13 protein-coding genes, 3 tRNA genes and 1 pseudogene are annotated in these 16344 nt (G+C 68.5%); 9 read left to right on the top strand and 8 right to left on the bottom strand.

The genetic code is table 11. The features are described 5' to 3' along the window. Nucleotides 1–194 precede the first annotated feature (194 nt). The 4 genes from OIC96_RS32720 to OIC96_RS32735 all read right to left on the bottom strand — a co-directional run bounded on the left by OIC96_RS32720 (nucleotide 195) and on the right by OIC96_RS32735 (nucleotide 6007). Nucleotides 195–2123 carry an ABC transporter ATP-binding protein gene (locus OIC96_RS32720; RefSeq protein ID WP_330304402.1) on the bottom strand — a complete coding sequence of 643 codons (1929 nt, stop codon included), beginning with the start codon at nucleotides 2121–2123 and terminating at the stop codon, nucleotides 195–197. Then, on the bottom strand, nucleotides 2123–3856 hold the full coding sequence (locus OIC96_RS32725; protein ID WP_330304401.1) for an ABC transporter ATP-binding protein: 1734 nt from the start codon (nucleotides 3854–3856) through the stop codon (nucleotides 2123–2125). The genes OIC96_RS32720 and OIC96_RS32725 overlap by 1 nt, the downstream gene beginning before the upstream one ends. A 198-nt stretch (nucleotides 3857–4054) precedes the next feature. Then, nucleotides 4055–5509 (bottom strand): FGGY family carbohydrate kinase, encoded by a 1455-nt coding sequence (locus OIC96_RS32730; protein ID WP_330304400.1) that lies wholly within the window; start codon nucleotides 5507–5509, stop codon nucleotides 4055–4057. Nucleotides 5510–5701: 192 nt separating this feature from the next. Further along, on the bottom strand, nucleotides 5702–6007 hold the full coding sequence (locus OIC96_RS32735) for a YtxH domain-containing protein (protein WP_330304399.1): 306 nt from the start codon (nucleotides 6005–6007) through the stop codon (nucleotides 5702–5704). A gap of 146 nt (nucleotides 6008–6153) precedes the next feature. Here OIC96_RS32735 and OIC96_RS32740 point away from each other — a divergent pair. The 3 genes from OIC96_RS32740 (at nucleotide 6154) to OIC96_RS32750 (ending at nucleotide 6546) form a co-directional block, all read left to right on the top strand. Continuing rightward, nucleotides 6154–6226 (top strand) — tRNA-Asn (locus OIC96_RS32740). A gap of 5 nt (nucleotides 6227–6231) precedes the next feature. After that, nucleotides 6232–6304 (top strand) — tRNA-Asn (locus OIC96_RS32745). Nucleotides 6305–6469: 165 nt separating this feature from the next. Then, nucleotides 6470–6546, top strand: a tRNA-Ile gene (locus OIC96_RS32750). Nucleotides 6547–6707: 161 nt separating this feature from the next. On the opposite strand, the gene OIC96_RS32755 is transcribed toward OIC96_RS32750, so the two are convergent. Both OIC96_RS32755 and OIC96_RS32760 read right to left on the bottom strand, forming a co-directional pair. Beyond that, complete coding sequence (locus tag OIC96_RS32755) at nucleotides 6708–7547, bottom strand: peptidoglycan recognition protein family protein (protein ID WP_330304398.1); 840 nt, start codon at nucleotides 7545–7547, stop codon at nucleotides 6708–6710. A 65-nt stretch (nucleotides 7548–7612) separates the two neighbouring features. Then, nucleotides 7613–8830 (bottom strand): MFS transporter, encoded by a 1218-nt coding sequence (locus OIC96_RS32760; protein WP_330304397.1) that lies wholly within the window; start codon nucleotides 8828–8830, stop codon nucleotides 7613–7615. Between the two features lie 72 nt (nucleotides 8831–8902). On the opposite strand from OIC96_RS32760, the gene OIC96_RS32765 reads away from it, so the two are divergent. From OIC96_RS32765 to OIC96_RS32775, 3 genes are all read left to right on the top strand, one after another. Beyond that, nucleotides 8903–9658: a helix-turn-helix transcriptional regulator gene (locus tag OIC96_RS32765; RefSeq protein ID WP_330304396.1), complete on the top strand. Its 756-nt coding sequence runs from the start codon at nucleotides 8903–8905 to the stop codon at nucleotides 9656–9658. 129 nt (nucleotides 9659–9787) lie between these two features. Next, nucleotides 9788–10021, top strand: a complete 234-nt coding sequence (locus OIC96_RS32770) for a type II toxin-antitoxin system VapB family antitoxin (protein WP_330304395.1) — start codon at nucleotides 9788–9790, stop codon at nucleotides 10019–10021. Then, entirely contained in the window at nucleotides 10018–10425 is a 408-nt protein-coding gene (locus OIC96_RS32775) for a PIN domain nuclease (protein WP_330304394.1), read from the top strand. The genes OIC96_RS32770 and OIC96_RS32775 overlap by 4 nt, the downstream gene beginning before the upstream one ends. A 75-nt stretch (nucleotides 10426–10500) precedes the next feature. Here OIC96_RS32775 and OIC96_RS32780 read toward each other — a convergent pair whose 3' ends face one another. Continuing rightward, on the bottom strand, nucleotides 10501–11262 hold the full coding sequence (locus tag OIC96_RS32780; protein WP_330462147.1) for a GMC oxidoreductase: 762 nt from the start codon (nucleotides 11260–11262) through the stop codon (nucleotides 10501–10503). Here OIC96_RS32780 and OIC96_RS32785 point away from each other — a divergent pair. The 3 genes and pseudogenes from OIC96_RS32785 to OIC96_RS32795 form a co-directional block, all read left to right on the top strand. Further along, a complete protein-coding gene (locus OIC96_RS32785; RefSeq protein ID WP_330304393.1) occupies nucleotides 11191–12342 on the top strand; it encodes a glutathione-independent formaldehyde dehydrogenase in 1152 nt (383 codons plus the stop codon). The genes OIC96_RS32780 and OIC96_RS32785 overlap by 72 nt on opposite strands. Nucleotides 12343–12512: 170 nt before the next feature. Next, complete coding sequence (locus OIC96_RS32790) at nucleotides 12513–14852, top strand: FdhF/YdeP family oxidoreductase (protein ID WP_406501601.1); 2340 nt, start codon at nucleotides 12513–12515, stop codon at nucleotides 14850–14852. Between the two features lie 89 nt (nucleotides 14853–14941). Beyond that, a pseudogene (locus OIC96_RS32795) lies at nucleotides 14942–15088 on the top strand (VapC toxin family PIN domain ribonuclease); the annotation flags it as partial. Between the two features lie 265 nt (nucleotides 15089–15353). Here the strand turns inward: OIC96_RS32795 and OIC96_RS32800 are convergent. Then, on the bottom strand, nucleotides 15354–15983 hold the full coding sequence (locus OIC96_RS32800; protein ID WP_330304392.1) for a CHAT domain-containing protein: 630 nt from the start codon (nucleotides 15981–15983) through the stop codon (nucleotides 15354–15356). Between the last annotated feature and the right edge of the window lie 361 nt (nucleotides 15984–16344).

Genomic DNA, 16344 nt, shown 5'->3' on the forward strand with positions numbered 1-16344 from the left:
CCCATCCCCAGGGGCTCTGCCCCTTCGACCCCGTTCGGTTGTGTGTTGGCCGCGGGTGGGTGGGGCGTCCCTAAAAGATTGCGCAGTTCCCCGCGCCCCTTTTAGGGGCGCGGGGAACTGCGCAATCTTTTCAGCGGGGGTCTGGGGGCGCAGCCCCCAGGGATGGGACGGGTAGGGGCGGCGGGGGCGAAATCCTAATCCACCTCAGCCACCGCCTGGGCGAACTGGGCCTGGTACAGGCGCGCGTACGCCCCGCCCGCGGCCAGCAGCTCCGTATGCGCGCCCTGCTCCACGATCGACCCGTTCTCCATCACCAGAATCGTGTCGGCATCCCGAATCGTCGACAGCCGATGCGCGATCACGAACGAGGTCCGCCCATGCGCGAGCTTCGCCATCGCCTTCTGGATCAGAACCTCCGTACGGGTGTCCACGGAACTCGTCGCCTCGTCCAGCACCAGAATCACCGGATCGGACAGGAACGCCCGGGCAATCGTGATCAGCTGCTTCTCACCCGCACTGACCCCCGCCCCCTCGTCGTCGATCACGGTGTCGTAGCCCTCCGGCAGCGTCCGGATGAACCGATCCGCGTGCGCGGCCCGCGCCGCCTCCTCGATCTCCCCCCGCGTGACGTCCCGCGAGGCGCCGTACGCGATGTTCTCGGCGATCGTGCCCCCGAACAGCCAGGTGTCCTGGAGCACCATGCCGATACCGGCCCGGAGTTCGTCCCGGGACATGGCCGCGATGTCGACGCCGTCGAGGGTGATGCGCCCCCCGGTGACTTCGTAGAACCGCATCAGCAGGTTCACCAGCGTCGTCTTGCCGGCACCTGTCGGGCCGACGATCGCCACCGTGTGCCCGGGCTCCACCTTCAGCGACAGATCCTCGATCAGCGGCTTCTCGGGGTCGTACCGGAACGACACGTTCTGCAGGGCCACCCGCCCGCGCAGCTCGTCGGGACGGGCCGCCGGCATCGGGTCGGCCTCCTGCTCCTCCGCGTCCAGCAGCTCGAAGATCCGCTCCGCCGACGCGACACCCGACTGCACCAGATTCGCCATCGACGCCACCTGCGTCAGCGGCATCGAGAACTGCCGGGAGTACTGGATGAAGGCCTGGACGTCACCGATGGACAGCGAGCCGGACGCGACACGCAGTCCGCCGACCACCGCCACCAGCACATAGTTCAGGTTCGACACGAACATCATCAGCGGCTGCATGACCCCGCTGTTGAACTGTGCCTTGAACCCGGCCTCGTACAACTTCTCGTTCTGCTCGGCGAACTGCGCCGCCGACTCGTCCTGGCGACCGAACACCTTCACCAGGGTGTGCCCGGTGTACATCTCCTCGATGTGCGCGTTGAGCTTGCCGGTGGTGCGCCACTGCTGCACGAAGTGCGGCTGCGAGCGCTTGCCGACGCGTGTGGCGACGAAGAAGGAGAGCGGGACCGTGACCAGCGCGACCAGCGCGAGCAGCGGCGAGACCCAGAACATCATCACCAGCACACCCACGATGGTCAGCAGCGAGTTGACCAGCTGGCCCATCGACTGCTGCAGCGTCTGCTGGATGTTGTCGATGTCGTTCGTCGCGCGGCTGAGCACCTCACCGCGCTGCCGCTTGTCGAAGTACGACAGCGGAAGGCGCGACAGCTTCGCCTGAAGGTCCTCGCGCATGCGGTACACGGTCATGTTGACGGCCCGGTTCACCAGCCGCGTCGCCACCGCCATCAGCAGGCCGGCCAGCAGGAACGTACAGAGCGCGAGCAGCAGTACGTTTCCGACGGCGCCGAAGTCGATGCCCTGGCCCGGGGTGAAGTCCGTCCCCGAGAGCATGTCGGCCATGCTGCCCTCGCCGCGCTCGCGCATGGACGCGAGGACCTCGGCCTTGGTGGCGCCGGACGGCATCTGCCGCCCGACGATTCCGGCGAAGACCAGGTCGGTGGCCTTGCCGAGGATCTTCGGCCCGATCACCGAGAGCGCCACGCTCAGGACGACGGCGCACAGCATGCCGTACATCGTGAGGCGCTCGGGCTTGAACTGGGCGAGGAGCCGTTTGCCGGACCCCTTGAAATCCATCGAGTGCTGATCGGGGCCGCCCCCGGCCATCATGCGTCCCATGGGCCCGGCCATCAGGCGGCCTCCGCTTCCGTCAGCTGGGAGAGCACGATCTCCCGGTAGGTCTCGTTGTCCGCCATCAGTTCGTGGTGCCGTCCGGCGCCGACGACCCGGCCCTCGTCGAGGACCACGATCCGGTCGGCGTCCCGGATGGTCGACACCCGCTGGGCGACGATCACGACGGTCGCCTCGGCGGTCTCGTCGGCGAGCGCCGCCCGCAGTGCCGCGTCGGTCGCGTAGTCGAGCGCCGAGAAGGAGTCGTCGAAGAGATAGATCTCGGGGCGCTGCACCAGCGTCCGCGCGATCGCGAGCCGCTGCCGCTGCCCGCCCGACACATTCGTGCCGCCCTGCGCGATCGGGGAGTCCAGGCCGTTCTCCAGCTGGTCCACGAAGCCCTTGGCCTGCGCCACCTCCAGCGCGTGCCACAGCTCCTCGTCGGTCGCGTCCGGATTGCCGTACCGGAGGTTCGTGGCCACGGTGCCCGCGAACAGGTACGGCTTCTGCGGGACCAGGCCGACCGTCCTGGCCAGCAGCTTCGGCTCGATGGTCGCGACGTCCACGCCGTCGACGAGCACCTGGCCGTCGGTGGCGTCGAAGAGGCGGGGGACCAGGCCGAGCAGGGTGGACTTGCCGCTGCCGGTGGAACCGATCACGGCGGTCACCTCGCCGGGCCGGGCCACCAGGTCGATGGTCCTCAGGACCGGCTCCTCGGCGCCCGGGTAGCGGAACCCTGCCTCGCGGATCTCCAGGTGGCCGTGGCGGCGCAGCTCGACGACGGGCGCGGTCGGCGGGACCACGCTGCTGCTCGTGCCGAGGACCTCCTCGATGCGCTCGGCACAGACCTCCGCGCGCGGCACCATCATGAACATGAAGGTGGCCATCATCACGGACATCACGATCTGCATGAGGTAGGCGAGGAACGCGGTCAGGTCGCCGATCTGCATGCCGCCGCTGTCGATGCGGTGGGCGCCGAACCAGACGACCGCGATGGACGACAGGTTCACCACCGTCATGACCATCGGGAACATCAGCGCCAGCATCCGCCCGGTGCCCAGCGACACCTCGGTGAGCTCGGTGTTCGCGCCCCGGAAGCGCTCCTTCTCGTAGTCGTCGCGCACGAAGGCACGGATCACGCGATTGCCGGTGATCTGCTCGCGCAGCACCCGGTTCACGGTGTCCAGGCGGACCTGCATGGTCCGGAACAGCGGGCGCAGCCTGCGCACGATGAGGGTCACGCCGATGCCGAGGACCGGCACCACGGCGACCAGCACCGCGGACAGCGGCACGTCCAGGCCGAGGGCCAGGATGATGCCGCCCACGCACATGATCGGCGCCGACACCAGCAGCGTGAACGTCATCAGGGCGAGCATCTGCACCTGCTGGACGTCATTGGTGGTGCGGGTGATCAGCGAGGGCGCCCCGAAGTGGCCGACCTCGCGAGCCGAGAAGGACTGGACGCGGTCGAAGACGGCGGCCCGGATGTCCCGGCCGACGGCCGCCGCCGTACGGGCGCCGAAGTACACGGCCCCGATGTTGCAGACGACCTGCGCCAGCGAGATGCCGATCATCACGGCGCCGAAGGACAGGATGTATCCCGTGTCCCCCTTCACGACACCGTTGTCGATGATGTGCGCGTTGAGTGTGGGCAGGTAGAGCGTGGCGCAGGTCTGCAGGAACTGCAGCAGCACCAGCAAGGCGATGGGCTTCTTGTACGGACTGAGGTAGGTCCGAAGCAGTCGTATGAGCACGCGGGGTCTCTCGGAATCGTCGACGTCAGGGCGATCAGTCGCCGATCGATCGGGATCAATCGATGATCGGCGGGCGATCGGTGGTGCACCACCCCCTATCGTCGAACACTCCACCGGTGTTACCTCAACTGATTAACCCAAGTGCGGGCCAAAGGTGGACCCGGCCTCAGACCGGAGGCGTACGCCGGTGGGGGAGCGTCACGCCCGAAACGCCCCCGGATGCGCCTGTTCCCGTACGGACACGTACTGCTGTCGTACGGCCTGCCCCACGGCGAGTTCCTCACCGGGCTCCAGCACCTGCGCGACCGCACCCTGCCAGACGGGAGGCAGCCGCGGGTCGAGCGTGCCCTGCGAGGCCCCGAGGGCCCAGGCCGCCTGCCGGGCCGCGCCGAGCGCCGCGTAGTCCGCGGGCTGCGGTACGACGACCTGCGCGCCGAACAGCGCGGGCGCCACTGCCTGCACGGCGGGCAGCTCGGCGGTCGGCCCCAGCAGGAAGATCCGCCGTACGTCGACACCCCGCCCGCGCAGCACGTCCAGCGCGTCCGCGAGCCCGCACAGCATGCCCTCGAAGGCGGCCCGCGCCAGATGCTCGGGCCGCATCGACTCCCGCCGCAGCCCCGCCAGCGTCCCCGCCGTGTGCGGCAGATTCGGGGTCCGCTCGCCCTCCAGATACGGCAGCAGTACGAGCCCGTGGGCGCCCGGCGTCGACTTCATCGCCAGGTCGGACAGGCCCTCCAGGTCGGGCACTCCCAGCAGCTCGGCGGCGCCGCGCAGGGCCCGTACGGCATTGAGCGTGGTGACGACCGGCAGATGCATCCCGGTCGCGTCCGCGAGGGAGGTGATCATCCCGGAGGAGTCCACCAGCGCCTCGGGGTGTACGGCCATCACGGACCCGGAGGCCCCCAGCGACACCACCGCGTCGCCGAGCCCGATCCCGAGCCCGAAGGCCGCGGCCATGGTCTCGCCGGTCCCGGCGGAGATCAGCAGCCCCTCGGGAGTGGTCCCCGCCGCCTCGGACGGGCCGAGCACATCCGGCAGCGCGGCCTGGTGCCCGAGCGCCAGCTCGACGAGATCCTGCCGGTAGGCGCCGGTGGCCGCCGACCAGTACCCGGTCCCGGAGGCGCCGCCCCGGTCGGTGGTGCGTCTCACGGGCCGCCCGAGCAACTGCCACACCAGCCAGTCGTGCGCCTGCATCAGCATGGTGGTGCGCAGCGCGGCCTCGGGTTCGGTCTTGTTCAGCCAGCGCAGCTTGGTCACCGGCTGCGCGGCCTGCGGCACACAGCCCACGGCCTGCGCCCATGCCTCGCGGCCGCCGAGCGCGTCCACGAGATCGGCGGCCGCGACCTGCGCCCGCTTGTCCCCGCCGACGAGCGCCGGCCGCACCGTGTTGCCCTGCACATCCAGCGGGACCAGCCCGTTCTGCTGCGCGGAGACGCCGATGGCCTGCACACCTTCGAGCAGCCCGCCGCCGGCCGCCTCGCCCAGGGACAGCAGCCAGGCCTGCGGATCCACGTCGGAAGGACGCCCGCCGCCTTCGGCGCCCTCCACCGGATGCGGGGCATACCCCTGCCTCAGCACGGCACCCGTGTCCGAGTCACAGACGACGATACGAGTGAAATCGGGCGAACTGTCCAACCCGGCGACTATCCCCATGGCGGAAATTCTGCCGTACGCCGGGGCATGACCGCGCCGGGCGGCCGCAGACGGCAGGACGCGGCCCCGGTGTCAGCCGGTGGCGCCGATGGATATTCGCCCGGTGCGACCGGTGCGACCGGTGCGACCGGTGCGACCGGTGCGACCGGTGCGGCTAGTGCGGCCGGTGCGGCCGATGAGCCGACTGGGTGGCTAGGTGTTGCTGGTGCCCCAGTCGTCCTCGCCGGTGCCGTTGGTGTTCCGCTCGCGCAGCGACCGCACCCGGTCGGTGACCGCGTCGGGGACGTGGTCGCCCACCTTCTCGCTCACCGCGTGGTACGCCTTGCCCGCGAACTCGCGGCTCTGCTGGGCCGCGCTCTCCGCGGTGTTGCGCACCGCGGGGTTCTGCGCGACCTGGCGCGCGGACTTCTTCAGCTGCTCGTAGCGCTCGCGCCCGGCGCGCGTGCCGAGCACGTACCCCAGGGCCAGTCCGGCGACGAATGTGAGCCGGTAGCGCATGACGGCCACCCTTCCCTTGCGTCGGCATCGGTGCGGAGGGAACCGATTGGCGGAGCACCCCCCTGCTTGCGCTAATGTATGTGTCGCAGCGAGCGCACGCCCCCTGGCGAATACCCAGGTAGGTACGTTCGATGCATCGAGATCAATCCTCCGTAGCTCAATTGGCAGAGCAGCCGGCTGTTAACCGGCAGGTTACTGGTTCGAGTCCAGTCGGGGGAGCTCGGTCTCCTGTAGCTCAATTGGCAGAGCAGCCGGCTGTTAACCGGCAGGTTACTGGTTCGAGTCCAGTCGGGAGAGCAACGGAAGAGGACCCCTCTGGGGTCCTTTTTCATGTCCGCGGGAACCGCGCGGGGCACGCCAAAGTCTTCATGGTCATGCGATGCCGACCATCCGAAGCAGGAGATCGTATGAGCGGCTATGCTGCGGCAGACGGCGCGCACATTTGTGCGCGACGCGCCGTAAGGGGCGGTAGCTCAGCCGGTTAGAGCAGCGGACTCATAATCCGTCGGCCGTGGGTTCGAGTCCCACCCGCCCCACCATCGGCACTTCCCGCAGGAACGTTTCGACCTGCGACGGGTCGTCAGCCCCTCGGTGAACGAGGGGCTTTCGTCGTCTCTGGAGATCGCTGGCCGGCCCCGAGCGCGGCGAGCACGGCGAGCCCAGCCACGACGGCCTTCCACATCGTCGAGATCCTCCTGGGTCAGTCCTCCACTTCGAAGCCGTGCTGCTCGGCGAGCCGCTTGAGCGACGCCGCCCCGGGGATGCCGTCTGCCGCATCGCCGACGTGGCCGCCGCCGGCCGGGGAACGCTGCCAGTGGGCATAGGCGTCGATCGTCTTGATGCCGAAGGAGCCGTCGACGTACTGCGAGGCGAGCAGGCCCTCGGCCTTGAGCGCCTTCTCGACGAGGAGGACTTCGGCCTCGTAGGTGGTGTGGCCCTGCGCTGTCGCCGGGTCGTGCTTCGCGGCGTACACGATGTGGGCCAGCGACACCTTGGGCTTGGTCGGGGCGGACGTGCCCGGCTCGGTGGCTGTCCCGTGCGGGCGGGGCGCGCCCTTCTTGACCCAGGCGTACAGCTTGGCTCCGGGGCAGGTGGTGGCGTAGCCGTCTCGGTGGCCCTTGATCTCGGCCCCGGCGCCGTGCTTGCGGAGGAGTTCGATGCCGTCGCGGATGGCGCCGAGCATGGCGTCGTTCGGTTCGGTGAGGCCCTCGGATCCGACGAGTCCGACGATCGCGTAGTGCGCGATGTTCAGTGGTTGGTTGCCGTTGGCGCCGGTGCGTTTGCCGAGGCCGCGGCCTTCGAGGAGGTAGCCGTGCGGGCAGGCGCCGTAGTTGTAGGCGATGTCGGAGTAGTTCTCCTTGGTGTTCGCCAGGTGGGACTTGCGGATCGCCTTCCACTGGGCGATGCACGCGTCGTGGTCCGAGAGCAGTTTCTTGCTGACGGCGGTGCCCTCGTAGTGGACCTTCACGCCCTTCGTGGACGTCTGTGTCGGCGCGGCCGAGGCCGGCCAGCCGAGCTGGGCTCTCGTGACGAGCTTCAACGTGCGTGCCTCCAGACATGAGAAAGGCCCCGGCCATCGGCGCGGGGCAGTTGGTGCGGGTCAGGTCAGGTTAGGTCGCGGGCTCGTACATGAACGAGAGGCTGACCTGCGCGGCTGTCTCCGGTCGCCTGTACGGCCGTCGTGGGCTTGGGTGTGATGGGTTCGGGCAGAGTGCGGAACAGCAGCCAGCTCAGAACGGGCATCAGGATCAGCGGTGTCAGGGCGGTGCGCAGGGAGGTCGCGTCGGCGATGCTGCCGATGAGGGGGCTGGCCAGGCCGCCGATGCTGACGGTCAGGCCGAGGGTGACGCCGCTGGCGGTGCCGACGCGTGTGGGCAGGTAGTCCTGGCCGAGGGTGACATGCAGGGAGAAGGGGACGTACAGGCCGATGGAGGTCAGCGCCACGAACGCGTAGAACGCCGGGCCGGGGATGAACACGGTCCCCGCGACAGCGGCGACCGTGAGGAGGTAGGACCAGCGGGCGACGGTGACCCGGTCCCAGCGGTTGGCCAGGCTGCCGCCCAGCACGGAGCCCACCGCGCCACCGATGTACAGGACGAACAGCGCCACAGTGCCCACTGCCGTTCCGCCTCCCACACGCTGCCGGGCGTAGAGCGAGACGAACGTGCTCAGGCCGACGAACACGATGGACCGGAAGACCACGGCCAGCGACAGTTTCATGAACGACGCCTTGTCGTCGACTCCCACCGCGACCGTACGGCCGGAGCCCTCGGATGCTGTCTTCTTCTGGAGTGCGCACAGGACGGGCAGGCACAGCACGCTCCCGGCGAGAGCCGGCAGCACGAGCAGCGGGGACAGGCGCAGGCCGCCGGTGGCGACGACGGCGGTGACCATGAGCGGCGCGGCGGCGAAGCCGAGGCTGCCGCCGACGGAGAACCAGCCCATCGCGCTGTGGCTGCCCTCGCTGACGAGCCGCGCAACGCGTGCGGACTCGGGGTGGTAGGCGGCGACTCCGACGCCTGACACCGCCACGAAGAGCAGTGTGAGTGCGTAGGAGCCGCTCAGGCCGCTCAGAGCGATACCGAGTCCGCCGAGGACGGTGCTCACCGGCAGGATCCAGGGCATCGCCCAGCGGTCGGTGAGCACACCGAACACCGGTTGGGCCACCGAGGACAGCACGGACGCGGCGAGCACGATGCCCGAGACCGCGGCGTAGCTGTAGGCGCGCTCGGCGACGAAGAACGGGACGAGAGAGGCGACCGCGCCCTGGTAGATGTCCACACAGGCATGGCCGACCGACAGCAGAGTGATCGATTTGGTCATCGATTTGGTCCTTGACACATCACCATGCTCATCGCGGGGCGACGTGTCGCGCTTCCGATAATCTGCCAACCAATGACAGAAATCCGCCACGAGCCCGTGGCGCCGACCCGTACTCAGTGGCTGGCGCCCGGAGCCGCCATCGACGCCCACCGGCACGACGACCACCAGATCGTCTACGCGGGCCGGGGAGTGCTGGCCGTGACCACCAGCGCCGGCTCATGGATCGCGCCGGGCAATCGCGCCATCTGGGTACCCGCCGGCACTGTGCACGCCCACCAGGCCCACGGCGAACTCGAACTGCACCTGGTCGGCCTGCCCGCGCTTGACAACCCGCTCGGCCTGGACGAGCCGACCGTGCTGACCGTCGGGCTCCTCCTGCGGGAACTGATCCTCGCTTACACGCACACCCCGCACGACGACAGTCCCGAACGCGGGCGGCTACGGGCCGTGCTGCTCGACCAGTTGCGGGCCTCACCCCAGCAGCCGCTGCACCTGCCCACCCCCACCGCCCCTCAGCTGATCGCGGTGTGCGAGATCCTGCGCACGAATCCGGCCGACGGCCGCACCCTGTCCGCACTGGGCAGAGAAGTCGGCGCCAGCGACCGCACTCTCTCCCGCCTCTTCAAAGCCGACCTCGGCATGACCTTCCCGCAGTGGCGCACCCAACTGCGCCTCTACCACGCCTTGGTCCTGCTGGCCGAGAACACCCCGGTGACGGCCGTGGCCCACCTGTGCGGCTGGTCGTCCGCCAGCGCGTTCATCGATGTCTTCCGCCGTACCTTCGGACACACCCCGGGAACACATCAGCCGCGCGAGAAGACAGGCTGACCGCCCCATCGTTCCGGCCGTCGCACCCACGGCCTGCCGTCCTGCCTGTCCCACCGCTTCCGATCGATGGCCCTGCACATGTTGGTGATGTATCTTGGATGCATACATCGTGGATGTTGGAGGTGTCCGATGTCCGTCACGCAGATTGATCTCGACGACGAGGCACTGGCCGAGGCCATGCGGCTCATGGGCGTCACGACGAAGAAGGAGACCGTCAACGCGGCCCTTCGGGACTACGTGGCGCGATTCAAGAGGCTTGAGGCTGCGGAGAAGCTGGCCGCGCGGGGTGCGCGTGGAGAGTTCGAGCACGCATCGGCTGCGCATGACGCGGAGAAGCGCGCCCGGCGCGCGGCCTTCGAGTGATCACGTATCTGGTGGACACCTCGGCTCTGTGGCATCTGTTCCGCACCCCGGGTGCGTTGCGCCCCTGGGAGGGACACATCGCCGCCGGGGTGTTCCACATCTGTGAGCCGACCCGCGCCGAATTCCTCTACTCGGCGACCAGCCCGTCCCACCGGGACGAGCTCGCGGAGGAGCTGGACGCACTCTGCCTGCTCTCTCCGGTACCGAAGAATGCCTGGCGTTGGGTCGACACCGCCCAGTACAAACTGACCCAGCATGGCCAGCATCGCGCGGCTGGAGCGATCGACCTGTTGGTGTGCGCGACCGCGGTCCACCACGGGCACACCGTTCTCCACGTGGACAACGACTTCGCGACGGTGGCCGGAGTACTCAAGGAAGTTCAGCAGCGAGACGTACGAGCCTGATCGTCAGTGGCACACCGACACGCCGGCGCCGAGAGCGCACCGTGGTGAAGGCCGGCAGCATCGCTACTCACGAGTTCAGCAGCGGCTCCGTAGACGGGAGTTGGCGCTCCGTTGACCTGTGCGCATGCTTCGGGGTTCCGGTGTGTTCGGGTCTGAGGCGGGTGGGGCACAGGCGGGTGGAGAGCGGCATGCCACCGCCGGCGCCGGGGTTCGACGCCGCCGGCCTCTGAGGCCTGATCGTTGCCGCACCGGCGTGCAGCGGCGGCCGATGTGGGCATTGCGCTGGGAGCCGCCCGTTCTGAAAACGGTCCAGACGGAGCGTCGGAAGCGGACATCGGGAAGCATCAGGAAATGAGCGCCCCGCGCTGCGGGGAGGACCCGGCTTCCGCGTTCGTGGTGCCCGTCACGCCCCGGGATGAGGTCGGCACCCTTCTTGGCGATCACGATCGCCGCGGTGTTCGTGTTGACCGAGACGACCGTGGATATGACGGACGCGTCCACCACCCGCAGGCCCTCGATGCCGTCCACGGTCAGGTTCGGGGCAATCACAGAGTCGGAGCTGATGCCCATGGCGCAGCTGCCGGCAGCCCGAGGGGGGTTGCAGCGCAGCCGGTACGGGCGTTCCCTGGAAGTATCCAGTGGTGCAGCAAGAGCGCCTGGGGCTACGACGCGGACCGACGGGCTCCGCCTGGTTTCGTGTTCCCCCGGCAAGGGCCTCGGTAGGGCGGTCGTCGTCACCCAGCGTTCGACGCGGAGGTGATCCAGGTGAAAGCCGTTGTCTATGAGAAGCCCTTCAGCGTCACCATCAGGGACGTCGACGATCCGCAGATCCAGCACCCGAACGACGTGCTGGTACGCGTGACGTCGACCGCCATCTGCGGATCCGACCTGCACATGTACGAAGGCCGCACGGCGGCCGAGTCCGGCATCGTGTTCGGACACGAGAACATGGGCATCGTCGAGGAAGCCGGCGCCGGTGTGACTTCCCTGTCCAAGGGTGACCGCGTCGTCATGCCGTTCAACGTGGCCTGCGGATTCTGCAAGAACTGCCTCGCCGGGAAGACCGGCTTCTGCTTGACGGTCAATCCGGGCTTCGCCGGCGGAGCCTATGGCTACGTGGCCATGGGTCCGTACAAGGGCGGGCAGGCAGAGCTGCTGCGGGTGCCCTTCGCCGACTTCAACTGTTTGAAGCTGCCGCCGGGCAACGAGTTCGAGACCGATTTCGTGCTGCTCGCCGACATCTTCCCGACCGGCTACCACGGATGTGAGCTCGCCCAGGTGTCCCCCGGAGAGAGCGTGGCCGTCTTCGGTGCCGGCCCGGTCGGGCTGATGGCTGCATATTCCGCGCTGCTGCGCGGTGCGTCGAAGGTGTTCTCCGTGGACCGGGTGCCCGAGCGGCTCGCCAAGGCCGAGGAGATCGGGGCCATCCCGATCGACTTCACCAAGGGTGACCCGGCCGGGCGGATCAAGGAACAGACCGGGGGCGAGGGAACCGACAAGGGCGTCGACGCCGTCGGCTACCAGGCCCAGGCGCACGATGCCAGCCATGAGGAACCCGCCGTCGTCCTCAACACCCTCGTCGAGACCGTGCGGCCGACGGGCATGCTGGGTGTGCCGGGCCTGTACGTGCCGTCCGACCCGGGCGGACCCGACGAGAACGCCAAGCACGGTCAGCTACTGGTCTCCATCGGACGGATGTTCGAGAAGGGGCAGCGGATGGGTACCGGTCAGTGCAACGTCAAGCAGTACAACCGCCAGCTGCGCGACCTGATCATCGCGGGGCGCGCCAAGCCCAGCTTCGTGGTCTCCCACGAACTGCCGCTGGACCAGGCGCCGCTCGCGTACGAGAAGTTCGACCAGCGGATCGAGGGCTACACCAAGGTCGTACTGCATCCCGGTCACGCGCTCGCGGCGTAAGAGCGGGAAGGAAGCCACAGGTGTCCGGCCGCCGTCAGGCCGGACACCGAGTGCGCACCCGCCTCGCGGTGGGTGCGCACTCGGTGCCGGCTCACGCTCCTCGCGTACGCGGCTGCGGTCAACTCTGCCCTCGCAGACCATCGGCTCCCGTATGGGGCAAAGAGGCAGTCATGGCTGAGCAACCGATCAACCCGACGGGTGCACACGGGTCGGCGGGCGTCCCTCCGCCCGCATCGGATCTGACATCGTCAGGCCCCAAGAAGTCCAGCGTCGGAATCCACAGCATCACCGAATCAGCGCGGTATTCCCTGGCCGAAATGGGGCCGAAGCGGAGTCTTCAAACGCTGTTGACGATGAACCATGTCGACGGTTTCGACTGTCCGAGCTGCGCATGGGGCGACCCCGATCCCGACCACCGGAAGATCGCGGAGTTCTGCGAGAACGGCGCGAAGGCCGTCGCCTGGGAAGCCACGCGCAAACGGGTCGACGCGGCATTCTTCGCCGAGCACTCCGTCGCTGCCCTGCGGGAGCGGGACGGTCACTGGCTGGAGTCGCAGGGCCGACTGGCCCAGCCGATGCATCTCGCCCCCGGCGCGACCCACTATGCGCCCATCCCGTGGGAGGGCGCGCTCGCGCTCACCGCCGATCGCCTGCGCAGCCTCGCCGATCCGAGCCGTGCCGTCTTTTACACCAGCGGCCGGACGAGCAACGAGGCCGCCTTTCTCTACCAGTTGCTGGCGCGCAGGCTCGGCACGAACAATCTGCCGGACTGCTCGAACATGTGCCACGAGTCGAGCGGCGCGGCCCTGAGCGAGACCATCGGCGTCGGAAAGGGCCTGATCACGTTCTCCGACATCACCGATCACGCAGACTTGATCATCGTCGTGGGCCAGAACCCCGGCACCTGCCACCCCCGTATGCTCACCGCGCTCGAACAGGCCAAGCGGCGCGGCGCCCGCATCATCGCCGCCAACCCGCTCCCCGAGGCCGGTTTCGGCCGCTTCCACAACCCGCAGACCGCGCGCGGCCTGGTCGGCCATGGTACGAAGCTCGCCGACCGCTACCTCCCGGTGCGCATCAACGGCGATCTGGCCCTGTTCTCAGGTTTGAACCGTGCCCTGACCGATCGGGAGGACTCCCAGCCGGGCTCCGCCCTCGACCACGACTTCATCGACCGGTACTGCGACGGCTACGAGGCAGCGGCAGCGGCATGGCGTGCCTTGGACTGGTCGCGGATCGAGACGATGGCCGGACTGTCCCGCCGCCTGATCGAGGACTGCGCGGCCGACGTGCTCGCCGCCGACAGCGTCATCGTCTGCTGGGCGATGGGGCTGACCCAGCACCGCAACGCGGTGGCCACCATCCGCGAGATCGTCAACTTCCTTCTGCTGCGCGGCAACATCGGACGCCCCGGTGCCGGGCCCGCCCCGATCCGCGGACACAGCAACGTCCAGGGCGATCGCACCATGGGCATCTGGGAGAAGATGCCGGACACGTTCCTGGACAAGCTCCGCGACGAGTTCGGGTTCGAGCCGCCCAGCGCCCACGGCTTGGACACCGTCGACTCGATCAAGGCCATGCGCGACGGCAAGGTCGACGTGTTCATCGGCCTTGGCGGCAACTTCGCATCGGCCACGCCCGACACGGAGGTCACCGAGGCCGCACTGGCCAACTGCGTCCTCACCGTCCATGTCGCGACCAAACTGAACCGGTCGCATCTGTGCCACGGCACCGAGGCACTTCTCCTGCCCTGCCTCGGCCGCACCGAGCGCGACCAGCAGGCATCCGGCGAGCAGTTCGTCACGGTCGAAGACACGATGGCCATGGTGCACGCCTCGCACGGACGGCTCCTTCCCGGATCACCGCATCTGCGCAGCGAGGTCGCGATCATCGCCGACCTCGGTCACGCGCTCTTCGGCGACGACCTCGGCTGGCGCATCATGCGCGACGACTACGCCGTGATCCGCCGCCACATCGAGCATGTGGTCCCCGGATTCCACGCCTTCGAGCAACGCGTCCGGCAGCCCGGCGGCTTCATGCTCCCCCGGGCACCGCGCGACTCCCGCACCTTCCCCACGCCGACCGGCAAGGCGCGCTTCACCGTCAACCCACCGACCGCGCCCGAAGTCCCGCCGGGGCACTTGCTGCTGACGACGGTACGGTCGCACGACCAGTTCAACACCACCGTCTACGGCCTCGACGACCGTTACCGCGGCATCAAGGGCGGACGGCGGGTCGTCTTCGTCAACCGGGACGACCTCCGTGACCTCCACCTGCACGACGGCGACCTGGTCGATCTGGTCAGCGTCTACCCTGACGGTGAACGCCGGGCCCCCGGCTTCCGCGCCGTCCGCTATCCGACGCCGCGCGGCTGCGCCGCCGCCTACTACCCGGAGACGAACGTGCTGGTCGCACTGGACTCCACGGCCGAGACCAGCAACACTCCCACGACCAAATCCATCGTGATCCGCCTAGAACCCTCCAACGGGACAGCTGACCTTTCGGTTTGACGGACAGGTCGCATGCCCGCGGCACACTCGAAAGAACGCCCGCCGGATGTCGCGCTTCGAGGCCCTCCGGTACCGGAGGGCCAGTGCATGGCCAGCATCGCGTGGCTGGGGCGATCGACCTGTTGGTGTGTGCGACCGCGGTCCATCACGGGCACACCGTTCTCCACGTGGGCAACGACTTCGCGACGGTGGCCGGAGTACTCAAGGAAGTTCAGCAGCGAGACGTACGAGCCTGATCGCCTGAGGCGGCCGACCCACGTTGTCGGCCTGCCGGCCTCTCGTGGATCGATGCCCAAGTCGCCGTCCCAGGGCCGCGTGTCGTGCGCCAGGGGTGGCCTCCGCGAGCCGGGTTGGTGGTGTGGTGCTGAACTGGAGGCCGTTCAGGGCACGCGCATCCACTGCGGGATGGCACGTTGATCGGCTGCCTCCGAAATGACCTTCCTCCATTCCGTGGGCGCCATGTCGATTACGTCCCCGGTTGGCTGGGCAGCAGTCGGCGCTTCAGAAGGCGCGGCTTGTGGCAAGGCCGTGCAGTACTGGCGGTGGGCAGTCCGGGTGAGGGCCGGTCAGGGCGGCTTCGGAGTCCTTGCAGCTCTCGGCGATGGACCGCTGGCCGGTAAGGGAGCGGTAGAGCTGCCGTGTGAAGACCTGTGCTTGGGCGTCACTGATCGCGTAGGGCCAGCTGATCACTGCCGCGATCGTCCGGGCCAGCTGATCGGCGAGTGCGACCGAGTCGCAGACGTTCAGGATGACGAGGCGGGGTGGGGAACGAACGCGGGCGATCTGTGCGCACAGGTCTCTGTAGGCGATGGACAGATCGCTGCCTTCCTGGGTGAGGTGGACGCCGCCGAACGCACTGTGTGCCGCGATGTGCAGAACAGCGGGCGAGTACTGGTCCAATGCCGGGCAGATCTCAGCGAGTTGGACGGACGCCATCTCGATGAGCTGGACGAAGCTGCCGACGAGAGCCTGCCGGACGCATGCCGCTTCGGAACCGAAGTCGTTACGTCCTGGACGAGGATCTCCGGAGAGGAAGAGGACACGGCGGGAGATGCCCGTGGGGGCGATGGTGCCCTGGTCGACAGTCGCGTGCGCCGAGATGGTGCCCGAGAAGGTCATGTGCTGTGACATGGACGCGGAGATCGAGCCCAAGGCGTGCTGACGCGCGGATGTGCTCGGGCCCGAGGGCTTGGGGCTGTCGTGTTCCGAGGCGATGGACAAGCCCGGACTTGCCCTACCCGGCTGAGGTGGTTCGTGCGGCTTGTCTGCCCTTTCGCGCATACGGTGTCGGAGTTCTTCCTCGGCTATTCCAAGGGCACGGACGATTGCGTGCCAGCCGACTCCCTCGTGCCGATGGCGAAGGGCCGCTCTGAGCGCGGTGTCGAGCGCGTCCTGTAGGGACCGGTATCCGGGGGCCGAGCCGACGGACCGGCCGAGGTTACGGAGATGGGTGATCTCTTCGGCGGTCAGCTCAGGAGGCTGCCCGGTGTGG

The organism is Streptomyces sp. NBC_00775 (assembly GCF_036347135.1).
GTDB lineage: Bacteria > Actinomycetota > Actinomycetes > Streptomycetales > Streptomycetaceae > Streptomyces > Streptomyces lutosisoli.

Excerpts from the sequence above, each read along its gene's own strand:
- OIC96_RS32720 (WP_330304402.1), bottom strand. The coding sequence starts at position 2,123 with ATGGCCGGGCCCATGGGACGCATGATGGCCGGGGGCGGCCCCGATCAG.
- OIC96_RS32730 (WP_330304400.1), bottom strand. The coding sequence starts at position 5,509 with ATGGGGATAGTCGCCGGGTTGGACAGTTCGCCCGATTTCACTCGTATC.
- OIC96_RS32735 (WP_330304399.1), bottom strand. The coding sequence starts at position 6,007 with ATGCGCTACCGGCTCACATTCGTCGCCGGACTGGCCCTGGGGTACGTG.
- OIC96_RS32760 (WP_330304397.1), bottom strand. The coding sequence starts at position 8,830 with ATGACCAAATCGATCACTCTGCTGTCGGTCGGCCATGCCTGTGTGGAC.
- OIC96_RS32765 (WP_330304396.1), top strand. The coding sequence starts at position 8,903 with ATGACAGAAATCCGCCACGAGCCCGTGGCGCCGACCCGTACTCAGTGG.
- OIC96_RS32770 (WP_330304395.1), top strand. The coding sequence starts at position 9,788 with ATGTCCGTCACGCAGATTGATCTCGACGACGAGGCACTGGCCGAGGCC.
- OIC96_RS32790 (WP_406501601.1), top strand. The coding sequence starts at position 12,513 with ATGGCTGAGCAACCGATCAACCCGACGGGTGCACACGGGTCGGCGGGC.
- OIC96_RS32800 (WP_330304392.1), bottom strand. The coding sequence starts at position 15,983 with ATGTCACAGCACATGACCTTCTCGGGCACCATCTCGGCGCACGCGACT.